16 protein-coding genes are annotated in these 17,359 nt (G+C 63.3%); 11 read left to right on the top strand and 5 right to left on the bottom strand.

All coding sequences use genetic code 11. The features are described from left to right. The first annotated feature begins 19 nt into the window (after positions 1-19). The 6 genes from A3A9_RS0112245 to A3A9_RS0112270 all read left to right on the top strand — a co-directional run bounded on the left by A3A9_RS0112245 (position 20) and on the right by A3A9_RS0112270 (position 6,093). Positions 20-1,258 (top strand): extracellular solute-binding protein, encoded by a 1,239-nt coding sequence (locus A3A9_RS0112245; protein WP_027059047.1) that lies wholly within the window; start codon positions 20-22, stop codon positions 1,256-1,258. A gap of 82 nt (positions 1,259-1,340) precedes the next feature. After that, positions 1,341-2,225 carry a carbohydrate ABC transporter permease gene (locus A3A9_RS0112250; RefSeq protein ID WP_027059048.1) on the top strand — a complete coding sequence of 295 codons (885 nt, stop codon included), beginning with the start codon at positions 1,341-1,343 and terminating at the stop codon, positions 2,223-2,225. Next, positions 2,225-3,070 carry a carbohydrate ABC transporter permease gene (locus A3A9_RS0112255; RefSeq protein ID WP_027059049.1) on the top strand — a complete coding sequence of 282 codons (846 nt, stop codon included), beginning with the start codon at positions 2,225-2,227 and terminating at the stop codon, positions 3,068-3,070. The genes A3A9_RS0112250 and A3A9_RS0112255 overlap by 1 nt, the downstream gene beginning before the upstream one ends. After that, the gene (locus A3A9_RS0112260) at positions 3,067-4,089 is read left to right on the top strand and encodes an SIS domain-containing protein (RefSeq protein ID WP_027059050.1); all 1,023 of its coding nucleotides are present in this window, start codon (positions 3,067-3,069) and stop codon (positions 4,087-4,089) included. Before A3A9_RS0112255 ends, A3A9_RS0112260 begins: the two co-directional genes overlap by 4 nt. After that, positions 4,089-5,027: a PfkB family carbohydrate kinase gene (locus tag A3A9_RS0112265; protein ID WP_027059051.1), complete on the top strand. Its 939-nt coding sequence runs from the start codon at positions 4,089-4,091 to the stop codon at positions 5,025-5,027. The genes A3A9_RS0112260 and A3A9_RS0112265 overlap by 1 nt, the downstream gene beginning before the upstream one ends. Then, a complete protein-coding gene (locus A3A9_RS0112270; RefSeq protein ID WP_027059052.1) occupies positions 5,014-6,093 on the top strand; it encodes an ABC transporter ATP-binding protein in 1,080 nt (359 codons plus the stop codon). Before A3A9_RS0112265 ends, A3A9_RS0112270 begins: the two co-directional genes overlap by 14 nt. 7 nt (positions 6,094-6,100) lie before the next feature. On the opposite strand, the gene A3A9_RS0112275 is transcribed toward A3A9_RS0112270, so the two are convergent. Beyond that, positions 6,101-6,649 (bottom strand): TetR/AcrR family transcriptional regulator, encoded by a 549-nt coding sequence (locus A3A9_RS0112275; RefSeq protein ID WP_027059053.1) that lies wholly within the window; start codon positions 6,647-6,649, stop codon positions 6,101-6,103. 145 nt (positions 6,650-6,794) lie between these two features. On the opposite strand from A3A9_RS0112275, the gene A3A9_RS0112280 reads away from it, so the two are divergent. Next, positions 6,795-8,102, top strand: coding sequence for an efflux RND transporter periplasmic adaptor subunit (locus A3A9_RS0112280; protein ID WP_027059054.1), 1,308 nt, complete (start codon positions 6,795-6,797; stop codon positions 8,100-8,102). Further along, a complete protein-coding gene (locus A3A9_RS0112285) occupies positions 8,099-11,233 on the top strand; it encodes an efflux RND transporter permease subunit (protein ID WP_027059055.1) in 3,135 nt (1,044 codons plus the stop codon). The genes A3A9_RS0112280 and A3A9_RS0112285 overlap by 4 nt, the downstream gene beginning before the upstream one ends. A gap of 160 nt (positions 11,234-11,393) precedes the next feature. Here the strand turns inward: A3A9_RS0112285 and A3A9_RS0112290 are convergent, their stop codons facing one another. Continuing rightward, positions 11,394-11,849 (bottom strand): L,D-transpeptidase, encoded by a 456-nt coding sequence (locus A3A9_RS0112290; RefSeq protein ID WP_027059056.1) that lies wholly within the window; start codon positions 11,847-11,849, stop codon positions 11,394-11,396. A 231-nt stretch (positions 11,850-12,080) separates the two neighbouring features. Continuing rightward, complete coding sequence (locus tag A3A9_RS44790) at positions 12,081-12,251, bottom strand: hypothetical protein (RefSeq protein ID WP_161634491.1); 171 nt, start codon at positions 12,249-12,251, stop codon at positions 12,081-12,083. 324 nt (positions 12,252-12,575) lie between these two features. Here A3A9_RS44790 and A3A9_RS45165 point away from each other — a divergent pair, with 324 nt between their 5' ends. Next, positions 12,576-12,743 carry a hypothetical protein gene (locus tag A3A9_RS45165; RefSeq protein ID WP_082222029.1) on the top strand — a complete coding sequence of 56 codons (168 nt, stop codon included), beginning with the start codon at positions 12,576-12,578 and terminating at the stop codon, positions 12,741-12,743. A 68-nt stretch (positions 12,744-12,811) separates the two neighbouring features. On the opposite strand, the gene A3A9_RS0112305 is transcribed toward A3A9_RS45165, so the two are convergent. Further along, the gene (locus tag A3A9_RS0112305) at positions 12,812-13,507 is read right to left on the bottom strand and encodes a response regulator transcription factor (RefSeq protein ID WP_027059058.1); all 696 of its coding nucleotides are present in this window, start codon (positions 13,505-13,507) and stop codon (positions 12,812-12,814) included. A 45-nt stretch (positions 13,508-13,552) separates the two neighbouring features. On the opposite strand from A3A9_RS0112305, the gene A3A9_RS0112310 reads away from it, so the two are divergent. Beyond that, the gene (locus A3A9_RS0112310) at positions 13,553-14,326 is read left to right on the top strand and encodes a response regulator (RefSeq protein WP_202596367.1); all 774 of its coding nucleotides are present in this window, start codon (positions 13,553-13,555) and stop codon (positions 14,324-14,326) included. A 107-nt stretch (positions 14,327-14,433) separates the two neighbouring features. Further along, positions 14,434-16,494 (top strand): PAS domain S-box protein, encoded by a 2,061-nt coding sequence (locus tag A3A9_RS0112315; RefSeq protein ID WP_245279024.1) that lies wholly within the window; start codon positions 14,434-14,436, stop codon positions 16,492-16,494. A 123-nt stretch (positions 16,495-16,617) separates the two neighbouring features. On the opposite strand, the gene A3A9_RS0112320 is transcribed toward A3A9_RS0112315, so the two are convergent. Beyond that, complete coding sequence (locus tag A3A9_RS0112320; RefSeq protein ID WP_027059061.1) at positions 16,618-17,028, bottom strand: hypothetical protein; 411 nt, start codon at positions 17,026-17,028, stop codon at positions 16,618-16,620. Positions 17,029-17,359 lie beyond the last annotated feature (331 nt).

A 17,359-nucleotide genomic window follows, 5' to 3' on the forward strand; every position in this document is an offset into this window, starting at 1 on the left:
TGAAATGGGAGAAGTAAAAATGCTTAAGACAATCACCAAGACACTGGTCGGTGCGGTCTTTGCGGGAGGACTGCTCGTCCCCCACGCTTTCGCCGAAACGACGCTCAACGCGCTGTTCATGGCGCAGGCCGCTTACAGCGAGGCGGACGTGCGCGCCATGACGGATGCCTTCACCAAGGCCAACCCAGACGTCAAGGTCAATCTCGAATTCGTCCCCTATGAAGGTCTGCACGACAAGACGGTGCTCGCGCAGGGCTCGGGCGGCGGCTACGACGTCGTGCTGTTCGACGTCATCTGGCCGGCCGAATACGCCACCAACAAGGTGCTGGTAGACGTCTCGCCGAAAATCACCGACGACATGAAGAAGGGCGTGCTGCCCGGCGCCTGGACCACGGTCCAGTATGACGGCAAGTACTACGGCATGCCCTGGATTCTCGACACCAAATACCTGTTCTACAACAAGGAAATCTTGGAAAAGGCCGGCATCAAGACGCCGCCGAAGACCTGGGAAGAACTCGGCGCACAGGCCAAGATCATCCAGGACAAGGGCTTGCTGAAGACACCGATCGCCTGGAGCTGGTCGCAGGCCGAAGCCGCGATCTGCGACTACACCACGCTGGTCAGCGCCTACGGCGGCGACTTCCTCAAGGACGGCAAGCCGGACTTCCAGAATGGCGGCGGCCTCTCGGCGCTAAAATACATGGTCGACAGCTACAAGTCCGGCCTCACCAACCCGAATTCCAAGGAGTTCCTGGAAGAGGACGTGCGCAAGGTCTTTGAAAACGGCGATGCAGCCTTCGCGCTGAACTGGACCTACATGTACAACATGGCCAACGATCCGAAGGACTCGAAGGTCGTGGGCAAGGTCGGCGTCGTGCCGGCACCAGGCGTCACCGGCATCAGCGACGTTTCGGCCGTCAACGGCTCGATGGGCCTTGGCGTCACCGCCGTCTCCAAGCATCCGGACGAAGCCTGGAAGTACATCACCTTTATGACCTCGCAGGCGACGCAGAACCAGTATGCCAAGCTCTCACTGCCGATCTGGGCCTCGTCTTATGACGACCCGGCGGTCACCAAGGGCCAGGAAGAACTGATCGCTGCCGCCAAGCTCGGTCTGGCTGCCATGTATCCGCGTCCGACCACGCCGAAATACCAGGAGCTGTCGACCGCGCTGCAGCAGGCCATCCAGGAATCGCTGTTGGGTCAGTCCTCGCCCGAGGATGCCTTGAACACAGCCGCGAAGAACAGCGGCCTCTGAGCTAGCCTAATCCTCTGTACGGGCGGCCTAGTGCCGCCCGTGCTATGTCTGCAATTACCATGAATGAAGAGAGGCTGCTCCGATGTCGGGCACCTGGATGACGACCCGTGCATGGCTCTTGATGCTGCCGCTGCTCGTGGTCATGGTCGCCGTCATCGGCTGGCCGTTGGTCGATACGGTCAACTTGTCCTTCACCGACGCCAAGCTGGTCGGCACCGGCGGCAATTACGTCGGCTTCGACAACTACACCAACATGCTGTCGAGCTCGAATTTTTCGCGCACCCTGGTCACCACGACGCTGTTCGCGGTGATTTCGGTTGCCGCCGAGATGGTGATCGGCGTTCTCGCTGCCCTTCTGCTCAATCAGCAATTCCATGGCCGCGCTGTCCTGCGCGCCCTGATGATCCTGCCCTGGGCGCTGCCGACCGTGGTCAACGCCACGCTGTGGCGGTTGATCTACAATCCCGAATATGGCGCGCTGAACGCTGCCTTGACGCAGTTGCATCTCATCGACGACTACCGTTCCTGGCTCGGCGAACCCGGCACGGCGCTGGCGGCGCTGATCGTCGCCGACTGCTGGAAGAACTTTCCGCTGGTGGCTCTGATCGCGCTCGCCGCCCTGCAGGCGGTGCCACGCGACATTACCGCCGCTTCGCTGGTCGATGGCGCGGGAGCCTTCAACCGCTTCCGCTTCGTCATCCTGCCCTATCTCGCCGGCCCGCTGATGGTGGCGCTGGTGCTGCGCACCATCGAGGCGTTCAAGGTCTTCGACATCATCTGGGTGATGACCCGCGGCGGCCCGGCCAACAGCACGCGCTCGCTGTCGATCCTCGTCTACCAGGAGGCTTTCTCCTTCCAGCGCGCCGGTTCCGGCGCATCGCTGGCGCTGATCGTCACCCTGCTAGTCACCATACTCGCCGTCGCCTATGCGGCGCTGGTCAGGAAGACCGCCGGGAGTGCCACCTGATGGAACGCAAGAGCACCGCCTTTACGATCTTCATCTACGCCAGCGCGCTTCTGCTCGCCGCCATCATCCTGGCGCCCATCGCCTGGCTGTTCATCATGAGCATATCGCCAGCCGCCGATCTCGCCGCCAAGCCGCTGCGCTGGTGGCCGCAGGCAGCCGATTTCTCCCGCTACCAGACATTGCTGTCGACGGCTGAAAACAGCGCCGGCGCCGCCTTCACCTCATCGCTGCGCAACAGCCTGGAGATATCAGGTATGGCGACGCTGGCAGCTCTCGCTTTGGCGATCCCCGCCGGCTGGGCGGTCTCGCGCACGCCGTCGATCGGCTGGTCGCTGTCGATGGTCATCGCCACCTATATGCTGCCGCCGGTGGCGCTGGCCGTGCCGCTCTATATGGGCCTGTCGCATCTTGGCCTGCTCAACAATGTCTTCGGCCTGGCGCTGGTTTACCTGACCATCCTGGCGCCCTTCACCACCTGGCTGATGAAATCCGGCTTCGATTCCATCCCGCGCGAGATCGAGGCGGCCGCGATGATCGACGGCGCAGGCCTGTTCCAGACCTTGCGCATCATCACGCTGCCGCTGGCGGCACCGGTGATGGCCACATCGGCGCTGTTTGCCGTGCTGCTCGCCTGGGACGAATTCTTCTATGCGCTGCTGTTCACCTCCGACCAGCGCGCCAAGACCTTGACCGTCGCCATCGCCGATTTGGCCGGCGGCCGTGTTTCCGACTACGGGCTGATCGCCACCGCCGGCGTGCTGGCCGCTTTGCCGCCGGTGCTGATCGGCCTGGTCATGCAGCGCGCGCTGATTTCCGGCCTGACCAGCGGCGGTGTGAAAGGATGATGATGACTGCAGCAAAATCCCGGCCGGCCGGACTGGTCGCCATCGACCGCGAAATGGCACGCCAGCATGCCGATGCACGGGCTTCGTTCGAGAACAACGCTGCCATGGCAGCAAACGTCGCCGCCTCGATCAGGAGGACCGGTCGTCTGCTTCTGCTCGGCATGGGCGGCTCGCATGCGGTCGGGCGCGCCGTCGAGCCGCTTTACCGCGCGCTCGGCATCGATGCGCTGGCACTGCCGCTGTCCGAACAGCTCGGCCAGCCGCTGCCGCTCGCGGGCAGGACTGTGCTCGTCACCTCCCAGTCGGGCGAGAGCGCCGAGGTCGTCAGATGGTTTGCTGAGGCCGGCAGCACTGCCGATGTTTTCGGCATGACGCTCGAAGGCGGTTCTTTCCTCGCCCGCACCGCGCCTTCCCTCATCGGCACCGGCGGCACCGAACTGGCCTTTGCCGCCACCCGCAGCTTGACCGTGACCTTCGCCTTGCATCTGGCCATTCTGGCAGCCCTTGGCGAAGACCCGAATGCCGCGCTCGGCGCACTGGTTCAGAGTCAGGACAATGACATCGCGCAAGCGCTCGCAGCACTGGAAACGGTGACGACCATCGTCACCTCCGGCCGCCGGCTGCAAGGTGTCGCCGAGGCGCTGGCGCTCGGCCTCACCGAACTGTCGCGCCTGCCCTGCTTTTCGCTCGAAGGCGGCCAGTTGCGGCATGGCCCGATGGAGATGCTGGGCCCAAAAATCGGCGTCATCCTGTTTCGCGGCAACGACCCGACAGCCGACCTGGTGACCGCCATGGCCACCTCCGTGGTCGAGGCAGGCGCACCGCTCATCATCTTCGACGCATCAGGGCAGTCGCCCGTCGCCGGTGCCGTCACGCTATCGTTCAGGCCGGCCTCGGGCCTCGCCGCGGTCTTCGCCATGCTGCCGGTGGCGCAGCGCCTGATGATCGCCTTCGCCGACAGCCGCGTCGACAATGCCGGCACGCCTGTGCGCTCGACCAAGATCACCAGGAGCGAGTGATGCGTCCGCTCGCGGTGATCGGCAATGTCAATGTCGACCTGATTGTCGGCCCGGTCGCGCCATGGCCGAAGGCGGGAACGGAAACCGTCGTCGACCATGACGAATTGCGCGTCGGCGGCCAGGCCGGCAACAGCGCGCTGGCCTGGCAGGCGCTGGGCGTCGACTTCACCGTCGCCGCCAATGTCGGCGACGATCAGTTCGGCCACTGGCTTCGCGAGGCTTTTGGCCATCGCGCCGAGACCTGGCCGGTTCGTCCCGAAGGCACGACGCTGTCCGTGGGCATGACCCACCCGGACGGCGAACGCACCTTCTTCACCACGCGCGGGCACCTGCCGCGCTTCAGCCTTGCCGACGTCTTGTCCGTTCTCGACGGCAGCGCGCTCGCCGGCGGTTACGCACTGCTGTGCGGCTCTTTCCTGACCGATGATCTCACCCGTGACTACGAGGCCTTCTTCGACTGGGCCGACAGCCACGGCATTGCGGTGGCGCTCGACACAGGCTGGCCGATCGATGGCTGGACCGAGGCCAATTGCGCCGCAACACGGGCATGGCTCTCGCGTTGCGCGCTGGCGCTGTTCAACGAGGTCGAGACGGTGACCCTGGCGGGAATGTCGAGCCCCACCGACGCCGCGCGCGAAATCCGCTCCAGCATGCGGCAAGGCGCGACCTTCGTCGTCAAGCGCGGCCCGCGAGGCGCCATCGCCATCGGCCCGGACAGCACGCTTGTCGAAGCCGTCGCGCCCGACGTCCGCGTGGTCGACACAATCGGCGCCGGCGACGTCTTCAACGCCGCCTTCCTCGCCGCATTGGCGCAGGAACAGCCGCTGTCCGCTTGCCTTTCCGCCGCGACGCATGTCGCCTCGCGCGCCATTTCCACTCTGCCCCGCAACTATGGCGGGCCGATGCAGTTCAAGGAATCCATGCATGAGCGCGCTTGAAATCCGCGGCGTCCGCAAGAGCTACGGCAGTGTCGAAACGCTGAAAGGCATCGACATTGCGCTGCAGGACGGCGAGTTCCTGGTGCTGCTCGGCTCGTCGGGTTGCGGGAAATCGACGCTCCTCAACATCATAGCAGGCCTGGCCGAAGCGACGAGCGGCGACGTGCTGATCGGCGGTCGCTCGATCCTTGGCGTCCACCCCAAGAACCGCGACATCGCCATGGTCTTCCAGTCCTACGCGCTCTATCCCAACCTGACCGTGCGCCGCAACATCGGCTTCGGGCTGGAGATGCGTGGCGTTGCCGCCGACGAACGCGAAAAGGCGGTGAACGAAGCGGCAAGACTGCTGCAGATCGAGGCCCTGCTCGACCGCAAGCCGAGCCAGCTTTCCGGCGGCCAGCGCCAGCGCGTCGCCATCGGCCGGGCGCTGGTGCGCAAGCCACAGGTCTTCCTCTTCGATGAGCCGCTCTCCAATCTCGACGCCAAGCTGCGTCTGGAAATGCGCACCGAGTTGAAACGGCTGCACCAGATGCTGCAGACGACCGTCGTCTATGTCACTCACGACCAGATCGAAGCCATGACCCTGGCATCGCGCATCGCCGTCATGCGCGACGGCCGGATCGAGCAGCTCGGCACGCCCGAAGAAATCTACAACCATCCAGCCACGCTCTATGTCGCGGGCTTCGTCGGCGCGCCGTCGATGAACATGCTGCAGGCGAAAGTCGAAGGCGCAACACTGGCAATCGAGGGCTCCGACGCGCGGCTGCCCTTGCCCGCCCGCTTCCGCAAAATGGTCGGCGAAGGCGCACGGGTCGTGGTCGGGATAAGGCCCGAAGCGCTTCGTGTGGCAGCCGACGCAACCGTGCCATCGCTGCCTGTGGAGATAGAAGTTGTCGAGCTGACTGGCCCAGAACTGGTTACCAGTGCGCGGATAGGCGCGCAGCGGCTGACGGCCTGCTTGCCTCCGGGGTCTCGTGTTTCGAAAGGTCAGGCTGGTATCTTCACCTTCAGCGAAGACGCGGTGCGGCTCTTTGACCCTGACACGGGCAAGGCTTTTGCCAGCTGAAAGCCTGTCAGGATCGCTTCCCTGATCCGGCAATGTCCAGCAACGACGCCACCAGCAGTTCCCGTTCGTCCTTCGACAGCACATCCGCATCGAACAGGTTCATGCTGCGCAACCCCTCTATGGCGAGATAGCAGACCAGCAACGATTTGAGGTCTGGTGTTTCGCCCTTCAGCCGTTCGAAGAGCTGCCGCTTGAATGTCTTGATCGGCGTCATGAAATCCGGATCCTCGGCGATCGCCGAAAAAATCCAGGACGCCGATGGCTGCTTTTCCTCGCAGTCCTCTGCCGACAGACTGATATAGACGGCGAGTGGATTTTTGCCGTTGTCGTTGCTGTTGGCAGATTCCAGCGCCTGCTCGAAATCACGCAGATAGCCTTCGACCAGCCCCTGCATCAATTTGGCCTTGGTCGGAAAATTGTAGAGCAACCCGCCCTTCGATACGCCCGCACGGCTGGCAACGGCCTCCAGCGACAGGCTGCCGGGACCGGATTCCCGGGCAACGTCAGCCGCCGCGGCGAGAATCTTCTCGCGCGAATTCGGTCTTTGGGCTCTCATGGCGCCTCCCTTCGCAAGCTTAGGCCCAATTGACAAGACCGTCCAGACGGTACAGTAAGACCGCCATTATTTGTAATCGGGACCTGCGGTCGATATGTGTCCCGATGTCCGCGCCTCGCGCCGGATTTCGACTGAGGGGACTTCCTTGTTCAAGCGCATACTTCGTATATTTCTCATCATCCTGGTCCTGGTCGTGCTCGTCCTCGTGGTCAGCAGCATCGTTGGCCTCAACATCATGCGCGACTTCGGCACCAAGCAGTTCTTTGCCACGATGAAGCCGCCGGCAGCGACCGTGTCGACGACCATCGCAAAGCCGTCGACCTGGACGCCGGGCGTCGAGGCTATCGGTACGGTGCGCGCCGTACGCGGTGTCGACCTGACGGTCGAAACTGCCGGCATCGTCAAGGAAATTAGCTTCCATGCCAACGAGAAGGTGGCATCCAATGCGGTGCTGCTGCAGCTGGACGACGCCGTCGAGCGCGCCGATCTCGATGCACAGAAGGCGCAGGCCGCGCTCGATCAGGTATCGCTGAACCGCGCCATCGAACTGACCCGGCGTGGTGTCGGCTCCGACTCGACACTGGACAGCGCAAGGGCGGCGGCGTCCGCTTCGGCATCCCAGGTCACCAGGCTGCAGGCCGTGCTTGACCAGAAGCAGCTGACGGCGCCCTTCGCCGGCACGGTCGGCATTCCGAAGATCGACCTGGGCCAGTACATCGCACCCGGCACCTCGGTGGTGACACTGCAGGATCTCGACACGATGCGGGCAGACTTCACGGTTCCCGAACAGCAGCTTCCGCTGCTCAAGATCGGCCAGACGGTTCGGCTCGGCCTCGGTGGTGACGACAAACCGTTTGCCGGCGCCATTCGCGGCATCGACCCCAAGATCGACCCGTCCAGCCGGTTGGTGAACATCCGGGCGGAAGTCGCCAATCCCGATGGCAAGCTGACCCCCGGCCAGTTCGTGCAGGTGCGTGTCGAATTGCCCGAGGAGCAGAACGTTCTGGTGCTGCCGCAGACGGCCCTGACCACCAGCCTCTACGGCGACTACATCTTCGTGGTGCAGCCGGCGAAGCCCGCCGAGGCTGCCCCGGCACCGGCTGCCAAACCGGAGGAAAAGCCCGCTGCCGCCGCAAGCGACAAGCCTGCCGACGCTAAGCCTGCCGATGCCAAGCCCGCCGATGCCATGAAGCCGGCGGCTGATGCAACCAAGCCTGCCGCCGATTCCGCCAAGCCAGCGGCTGACCCGGCCAAGCCAGCACTGGTGCTGTCGCAGGTCTTCGTCAAGACCGGCCGCCGCAACCAAGGCATGGTTGAGATCGTCGATGGGCTGAAGGCCGGCGACGAGGTCGTCACCGCTGGCCAGAACCGCCTCTTCAACGGCATGTCCGTCAACGTCGACAACACGATCGATCCGACCAAATCGGCGAACAAGCAGGCCGATCAGCAATGAGCATTTCCGATCTCTTCATTCGCCGACCGGTCCTTTCGACGGTCCTTGCCTGCATGATCCTGCTGCTCGGTTTCCAGGGCATATTCAACCTGTCGATCCGGCAGTATCCGAAGGTTGACGAAACCGCGATCACCATCACGACAGCCTATCCCGGCGCCAGCGCCGACCTGATCCAGGGCTTCATTTCCGCCCCGATCGCGCGTGCGGTCGCCTCGACCGAGAACATCGACTACGTCACCTCGTCCAGCCGTCCGTCGTCCAGCACCGTGACGGTGCAGATGAAGCTCGGCTCCAACCCCGACGTGGCGCTCACCGAAGTGCTGTCCAAGGTCCAGGGCGTGCGCGGCACCTTGCCGGACGCCTCCAAGGACCCCGTCATCGTCAAGGGTACCGGCCAGCAGTTCGCGATGATGTACATCTCGATGCAGAATCCGAACATGACGAAGGAGCAGCTGACAGAGTATATCGAGCGCGTCATCCGGCCTCGCATAACGACGGTCGAAGGCGTCGCCGACGTGCAGATCTTCGGCGCCCAGCAATACTCGATGCGCGTCTGGATCGATCCGGTCCGGCTCGCCGCGCGCGGCGTGACCGCAGCGGAAGTGCTGGCCGCCATCAACAACTCCAACTTCCTGTCGGCGCCCGGCAATACCCAGAACGAGTACGTCGTTTCGTCGATCACCGTACGCTCGACGCTGCAGACGCCGGAAGCCTTCGCCGAGCTGCCGCTGCGCTCGACCGACGGCAATGTCGTGCGGCTGCGCGACGTGGCGCGCGTCGAACTCGGCGCGGAGAACACAGACACCAGGGTCTCCTTCAACGGCAAGCCCGGCACCTTCCTCGCCATCTTCCCGACGCCTGCGGCCAACCCGCTGACCACCGCCGCTGCGGTCACCAAGCTCGTGCCGCAGATCCAGGAGACGCTGCCGAAAGGCATGACGATCGAGGTCGTCTACGACGCGACGGGGCAGATCAGCGCCTCGATCGACGAGGTGTTCAAGACCATCGCCGAAGCGGTTGCCATCGTTGTCGTTGTCATCCTCTTGTTCCTTGGCTCGTTCCGCTCGGTGATTATGCCGATCATCACCATTCCGCTGTCGCTGATCGGCGTCTGCTTCCTTTTGTTTGCGGTGGGCTATTCGATCAACCTTCTGTCGCTGCTGGCCATGGTGCTGGCGATCGGCCTTGTCGTCGACGACGCCATCGTGGTGGTGGAGAACATCCATCGCCACATGGAAGAAGACCACATGACGCCGATGCAGGCCGCGTTCAGCGGCATGCGTGAGATCTCCACCGCCATCATTGCCATGACCATGACGCTGGCTGCCGTGTTTGCGCCGCTGGCCTTCACCGGCGGCCTGACCGGCGCGCTGTTCCGCGAATTCGCCGTCACTCTCGCCGGCTCGGTTGTGCTGTCGGGCATCATCGCCATCACCATCACGCCGATGATGTCGGCGCGCCTCTTGAAGGCCGGCACGCCAGGCCGTTTCCAGCGCATCGTCGACGGCGTCTTCGCCAGGGTCGAGCATGTTTATGAGCGGGCTGTCACTGGATCGCTGAACTACCGTCCGCTGACACTGATCATCGTGCTGGCACTTGTCGGCGTGACGGGCTTCATGTTCACCAAGACGTCGAGCGAACTGGCGCCGGAAGAGGATCAGGGCTTCCTGCTCTCGCTGGTGACCGCGCCGCGTTATGCGACATCCGATTACACCGAGACCTACGTCAACCAGATCCTCGGTCTGGTGAAGGATATTCCGGAAACACGGGCACAGTTCTCGGCCGTCGCCTTCGGCGGCACCACGAACAGCGCCTTCGTCGGCTTTGCCTTCAAGGATTGGGCGGACCGCAAGCGTAACTCCAAGGAGTTGCAGGCCGACATTTCGGCTCGTATCGCCAAGGTGGCGGGTGTGCAGGCCTTCGTCTTTGCGCCGCCGACACTGCCGGGTTCCGGCGGCGGCCTGCCCATCGCCATGGTGGTGCGCTCCACTGGCAACCCTGCCGAAGTCTTCGAGGAAGCCGAGAAGATCAAGAACAAGGCGCAGGCATCGGGCCGATTCATCGTCGTGCAGAATTCGATGGCCTATGACGCACCGCAGGTGACGGTGACCATCGACCGCGATCGCGCCGCGGCGCTCAACCTGCCGATCGCCGATATCGGCAGGACCCTGACGCTGCTGGTCGGTGGCGCCGAAGTGGCGCAGTTCGACCGCGACTCCAACAGCTACGACATCATTCCACAGGTGCCGCAGGAATTCCGCGACAACCCCGAAAGGCTCGGCGAGTACTTCGTGCGCAGCGCTACGGGCGAGATGGTGCCGCTGTCGGCCGTGGTGAAGATTTCGACGAATGCGGCGCCGGCCGCGATCGAGCAGTTCAACCAGCTCAATTCGTCGACGATATCGGCGCTGCCATTGCCCGGTGTCACCACCGGTGACGGGCTCAAGGCGCTGGAGGACATCGCCAAGGAGAGCCTGCCCGATACGTTCTTCATCGACTACTCCGGCCAGTCCAGGCAGGAGAAGGAACAGGGCAACACGATCCTGATCGCCTTCGGGGCGGCCGTCATCGTCATCTATCTTGTGCTTGCCGCGCAGTTCGAGAGCTTCCGCGACCCACTGATCATCATGATGGCGGTGCCGCTGTCGATCTTCGGCGCGATGCTGCCGCTCAACATGATCCCGAACATCAATATGATTTTCATGATCATGGGATCGCACTTCAGCATTCCACCCGCAACGCTCAACATATACACGCAGGTCGGTCTGATCACGCTGATCGGCCTGATCACCAAGCACGGCATCCTGCTGGTCGAGTTCGCCAACCAGCAGCGCGAGGCCCATGGCATGCGCCGTCGTGATGCCATTATCGCTTCCGCCAAGGTGCGCCTGCGGCCGATCCTGATGACGACGGCGGCGATGGCGCTTGGCGTGGTGCCACTGATCGTTTCCAGCGGCGCAGGTGCCGCGGCCCGCTATTCGATGGGCCTGGTGATCTTCGCCGGCATCCTGATCGGCACCATGTTCACGCTGTTCGTCGTGCCGATGTTCTACACCTTCATCGCCAGCAAGGACCTGCCGCGTCACGCGGAAAAGCCGGATCCGAAGTTGATGCCGGCACTGCAGGACTGATAGAAGCCGAAGAAACGAAAAAGAGGCCGGAAGATCCCCGGCCTCTTTTTTTGGCTGCGCTCGACACCGCCGGTTGAGCCGTGCTCAATATCGCGAGACACTTTCCGGCGGCAGCCCTGGACAGGAGCGCGGCGGTAAACCGTGCCCGTTCCTCAGCCTGCTACTTGACGATGACGATGCTGGTGTTGGCCGGCCCGAAGGTTTCGACAAGCTGGTAGAAATCGGCGGCATTGTCGGGATGCAGCCGCACGCAGCCATGCGAGGCCGGCTGGCCGAGGCGCTTGATGGCATAGGTGGCGTGAACCGCGTAGCCACCGCTGAAGAAGACCGAGTGCGGCATCGGCGCATTGTCGTACTTCTTCGAATACCACATCTCATGCATGCGCGTCGGCTTGAACGAGCCGGTCGGCGTCACATGCGCCCGGTCACCGGTGGAAACCTTCCAGGCGAAGGCCGGCCGGCCATCGACCGAGACTTCCATGACCTGCTGCGAAAGCGAGACCCGCGCCACGATCCTGTTGGCGGCATGGGCAGCGTTGGCGCCAAACAGAAGCGCAGTGGCCGTGAGCGCGGCAGCGGTGATGTTGATGAGCTTGGCGGAAATGGTGGTGTGCATGATGTCCCCTCTCTCTGCCGGTCCGGCCGACTCCATCTGATGAGCGGCTTATCGTTGCTGCATGTTTCGGACAGATTTCGCGAAATGCTCGTTTGTGTTTCGAATCTGTTTCCTATGGTTAACAAGCCAGGGAGTCGCAGTGGTGATAACGGCACCCGCGAAATGAGACCGGGATCGGGAACATGGGTGTATCCCGCGAAACGAAAGTTCGAATTACCCTTATATGAAAGATCAAAGTTCAATCTCGAAACCAATCTGCAACAAAGCGCGGCTTTGCGCGGCATGATCCGGATACGGGCCGGAAGCAAAGTTGACGTAACGAAAGCAGACGGCAACGACCATGGGAACGAAAACGAACACGCGGTCCTGGCTCTTCAGGATCAGCATCGCAGCGGCGGCCATCAGCGGTGTCGGCAAAATTACCGGCGACCCCGTGGCAAGGCTGGCGGCGATGAGTTCGAGTGAGATCTCGACCCTGCACGTCGCCCTGTTTTCCGCCACGGTCTGGATTGTGTCCAGCCTGCGCATTGCCCGACTAAAGGCCCTCTGGCGGGTTGGCCTTCGGTTGCTGGCATTGCGCGGCCCCTCCGGCGACTTGCTGCTGGAGGACCGAAGGCCCGCGCCGCGACGGGGGGCTCCGTAAGCGGCGCGGGCACTTCGGGAGTTTCCTGAAGCGACCCGCGACAGATCATCTTTGACGAATTTGCATTTCTGGGGATTGGAACGATGAAACCGAAATTCGCGGCCTCGGTGCTGTCCGCATTGCTTTACGCGCAGGGCCTGCTCGGCTTTGCCGCCCTCGCCACCGTGCTGCTCAAGGACCGTGTCCAGGCAAACGAACTCGTCGTGGCCAGTGACATGCACTCGGGTCCGTCGCTGCTGGTGGTACGCTGAGTTTCGGGAGCATCGGTGAATTGGAAAACCCGATGCTCAGCCAGAAAGATAACCCGGATGCGCTGCCGTCAGTCAGCGAACTGGCGCGGCGGATCGAAACGGTAGCCGGCGCCACGTATGGTGGTGATGGTCTCGGTGTCGAGCTTGCGGCGCAGCCGCACGATGCGCGAATCGATAGAGCGATCGAAGGCGTCGGCATTCTCGGCCGGCGCGGCGGCGATGATGTCGTCACGCGTCAGCACCTTGCGCGGGCTCGCCAGGAACAATCTGAGCAGCGCCACCTGCCCGGGCGAAAGCTGTTCCTCCGTACCGGAGCGGTGCATGACGATGGCCGATCTCAAATCGACGGTCGCGTTCTCCAGAACGATCAGTTCCTGGGTGCCTCTGCCGCGCCGCGAAAGCAGGCCGCCGACACGGGCGGCGAGTTCCCGGACATTGAGGGGGCTTTCGACAACGTCGGCCGCACCCAGTTCGAGCGCCAGCACCTTGTCGACGAGATCGGCCGGCTGGCAGATCAGGATGAAATCCGGCCCGTCCTCGTCGCCTTCGCCGCCATGACGCCTGAGCAGATCCCGCCCTTCAGCCTGGCTGAGACTGTCGCCAACCACGACGACATCGATACCCTTGCCCGCCAGCAGCGATTCCGCCTCCCATGGCTGCCGCGCCTGGCGCACATAATGGCCACGCCGCTCAAGATGGTCGGCAAGCTCGGTCGCAACCATTTCGGCGACGGAAACAAGCGCGATGACGGCTCGTGTGGCCATATTTTCCAACCGTTCCCTGGCAACCGGATATGAGTGCTGGACATCATGTTTATACCCAATCTACTTTCCACTGAAAGTGGCAGCGAGGGCATCGTGCGGGCAAGAATTGTCATTGTCGAGGACGAGCCCGACCTGAGGGACGCTGTTGCCGAATATCTCGGCGCCTCCGGCTACGATGTCGCGACCGCCGAGACCGCTGCCGCCGCGCGCAGCCTGGTCGAAACGCAGCCGTTCCATCTGGCGATCCTCGACATCGCCATGCCGGGCGAAGACGGGCTGTCGCTCGGTCGCTGGCTGCGCTCGAAAATGCCGATTGGGATCATCTACGCGACCGCCGCCGGCACAGCGCTCGACCGCATCGTCGGGCTGGAACTGGGCGCCGATGACTATATCGTCAAGCCCTACGAACTGCGTGAATTGCTGGCCAGGGTCCGCAGCGTGCTGCGCCGCGTCCCGCAGCCGACGGAGCCGCAAGGCAAGAAGCTCGCGGCAAACCGCCGGTCCGTCGCCTTCGGCCCCTTCCAGGCCGACCTCGACGGCAGGCTGGTCACCGGCGTCAACGGCACGGTGATCGACATGGCCAAGAGCGAATTCGACGTGCTGGAGGTTTTCCTGACTCGCGCCAACCGGCTGTTAACGCGCGCCGCGATCTCGGAGGCAATCGGCTTCACCGAGGACCCGGAATCGTCGCGCGCCGTCGACATCCGCATCATGCGCCTGAGGAAGAAGATCGAGGCCGACCCGGCCAACCCGAAATTCCTGCGCACGGTGCGCGGCGAAGGCTATATCTTCTCGCTGCCGACCGGCGACAGCAACTGAGCGCCAGGCCCACGGGGTTTCGGGTTCGCAGCCGTTGTTCGCCGATCGAATTGGCATCACTTTGAAAATGACGGCTGACGATGACGCGCGAAGCAACAAGCACGGATATGCAAGGTTTCAGGCAGGGCGCGGCGATGGCGGCAGTGCGCGTCGTTCGCCGGCTGCGCGAGGCCGGCGACTGGCAGCGCGAGATGGACGGCATACTGGAAACGTTGTGCCGTGCCATCGAGTGCCAGCGCGGCATCCTGTTCCGCTTGCGCGAACTGCCCGGCCAGGGGTTTGCCCAGTCGGTCGCCTCCTACTGGATTGACCCCGACTTCGGCGGCGAACTCGCGTCCCCGACCGTCATCATGCAGTCGATCGTCAATTCGGATCCGCTGCTGGAGCGCGTGGCCGAGGACGAACGGCAAGGCAAGATCTTTGCCGGGCACACGCGCGACCTCGAAGGGTTCCTGAGAACCGATTTCGAAAAGCAGAACATCAAGTCGTTCCTGTCGGTATCGATCTTCGCGCACGGCCATTTGTGGGGCACGCTCGCCGTCAATGATTGTGTCGATGAGCGTGAATGGACCGACGAGGAAGAGGCGACGCTGCACATCATCGCGCTCGCCATCGGCGACGCCATCGAACACTCGCCCTCCGATGCCCATGCCAGCGAAGTCATCCGCCGCACCATGCTGCAGGCCTCGCTCGACGCCATCATCGTCATCGACGAGGCCGGCTCGATCATCGAATTCAATCCGGCCGCCGAGAAGATGTTCGGCTTCCTGCGCAGCGACATCCTCGGCAAGGACCTGCTCGACACTGTCGTGCCCGAATACTACCGCAAGGGCTATTCCTCCGGTGCCGACTACATGTCCGGTCGCGGCGCGCCAATGGTCGGCCAGCGGATCGAGACGGTGACGCAGAATGCCGCCGGCGAGGTGTTTCCGATCGAGCTGACGGCGACCGAGATGCGCGTCGCCGACCGTCGCCTGATCTTCGGCTCGATCCGCGACCTGCGCGACAGGCTGCGCGCCGAGGAGGAGATCAACCGCCAGCGCGAGAAACTGCACCAGAACGAGAAGATGGCGGCGATGGGTTCGCTGCTTGCAGGTGTCTCGCACGAGCTCAACAACCCGCTCGCCGTGGTGGTCGCGCAATCGACGCTGCTGCATGAATTCGCCACCGATCCGCAGACCAAGGTGCGTGCCGAGAAGGTGCGCGCCGCCGCCGAGCGCTGCGGCCGCATCGTCAAGAGCTTCCTGTCGATGGTGCGTCTGCATCCCGCGGCGCAGGCCGAGACCGATCTCAACCAGGTGATCCGCGCGGCACTCGAAGTGACAGCCTATGGCGCACGCTCGAGCGGCATCATTATCGACACCGATTTCGCGCCTGGTCCGCTGCTGGCCATGGCGGACGCCGACCACGTGACACAGGTGGCCGCCAACTTTTTGATCAACAGCCAGCACGCCTTGGCCGGTGTTGCGGGCGACCGGTTGATCAAGGTGCGGACATTCCGCAGCGAGCTGGGCAAACCCGGCTTTTCGGTCGAGGACAACGGGCCTGGCATTCCCGAAGCGATCCGCAACCGCATCTTCGAATCCTACTTCACCACCAAGCCGGTCGGCGTGGGCACCGGCATCGGCCTGTCGATCTCGAAATCGATCATCGAGCGGCACAATGGCAATGTCTGGTTCGAGGAAGTGCTCCCCAAAGGCGCGCGTTTCGTCGTCCAGCTGCCGGCCATCGCGGCCGGTGCCGTCATCGCCGGCGAGAACCAGCCACGCTCGAGCGGCCTGCGCCACGCCCTGATCATCGATGATGAGCCTGATGTCGCGGGCTCCTTATCCGACATTCTCGAACTGATGGGCATCAAATCGCGGATCGCGCCCATCTGGGAATCGGGCGCCGCCACCCTGGGCGGTCACATGCCCCCGGACATCGTTTTTTCGGATCTGCGCATGCCCGGCATATCAGGCATTGCCATCTATCGCGAACTGCTGGTCGAAAGGCCCGATCTCGCGCGGCGTTTCGTGCTGGTCACCGGCGACCTGATTGGCGCCAAAGCGGAAATCGAAGCCTTGCCGGCGCCGCAGCGGCCGCAGATCCTGGAGAAACCGTTCAGCACGCTGGATGTACGCAGCGTGCTTTCAACCATCGCCGAGCAGGCCGCGTTGAAAGGATAAAAAAGAGGCTCCCGGCCGACTTTGCGGACGGGAGCCGAATGGAGCGCTGGAGGAAGCGCTCGGGGAGGTCAGGGCGTGGTCCCGAGCTGGGAACCGGTTTCGGGGTCACGCTTCGACGGAAATCTAGAAAATATTTGGCGTGTTGGTCAGCGGCGCGGCATTGGCGATCATGCGGATCGCGCGCGCCTTGTGCGTGCCGGACTGCTCGGCGATGGCGCGCAGGCAATCCACGCTCTCGGCACCCCAGTTCTGTCCCTTGCAGGCGAAATCGGTCTCCGGCATCGGCAGGCGCGCGGTCTTGATTGTCGTCGAAGCGCCGTCGACGACGCTGGCCGGCGGATTCAACGAAGCGAAGGCCGGCCCGACTGTCGGCGTGAACGCCATGCCGATGAAGGCGCAAGCAGCCAGCGCCATGAACATGGCCATGGGATGGTCGTTGGCGCGTTGGCGAAGCGCCAGTTTTGGGCGGCGGTCAGCGCGCTCCGGAGCCTGAAGCCGACGCTGGCCGCTGATGGTCTCGACTTTCGCATGCATTGCCTTCCCCTTCGCTGAGTTTCTTTTTGGCGATGAAGCGAACTTAATCGCACTCTGTAACAGCACAAAATTGGCGCAGGTCTGGCAATGTAACAAGATTGAAACGGGTTGTCGGGCAAAACCGGGCAGAACCGGTCATTCCAGCTCTCATTTACCGGAGTAAGCGAACCCCGGATCGGCTCCCCCAGGCTGTCCCGAACCAGACGCCGGCCGAACAGCGGATCAGGCCACGCGGGGGCGAGCGTTTTTACCTCCGGCGAGGCGTCCTGTTCTTCAACTCGTACGCTTTGTGAAATCGCGCGGAAACAGCATTCCGGAACCGGGCTAACAC

The organism is Mesorhizobium loti CJ3sym, from assembly GCF_000472785.1.
Taxonomy (GTDB): Bacteria; Pseudomonadota; Alphaproteobacteria; order Rhizobiales; family Rhizobiaceae; genus Mesorhizobium; species Mesorhizobium loti_E.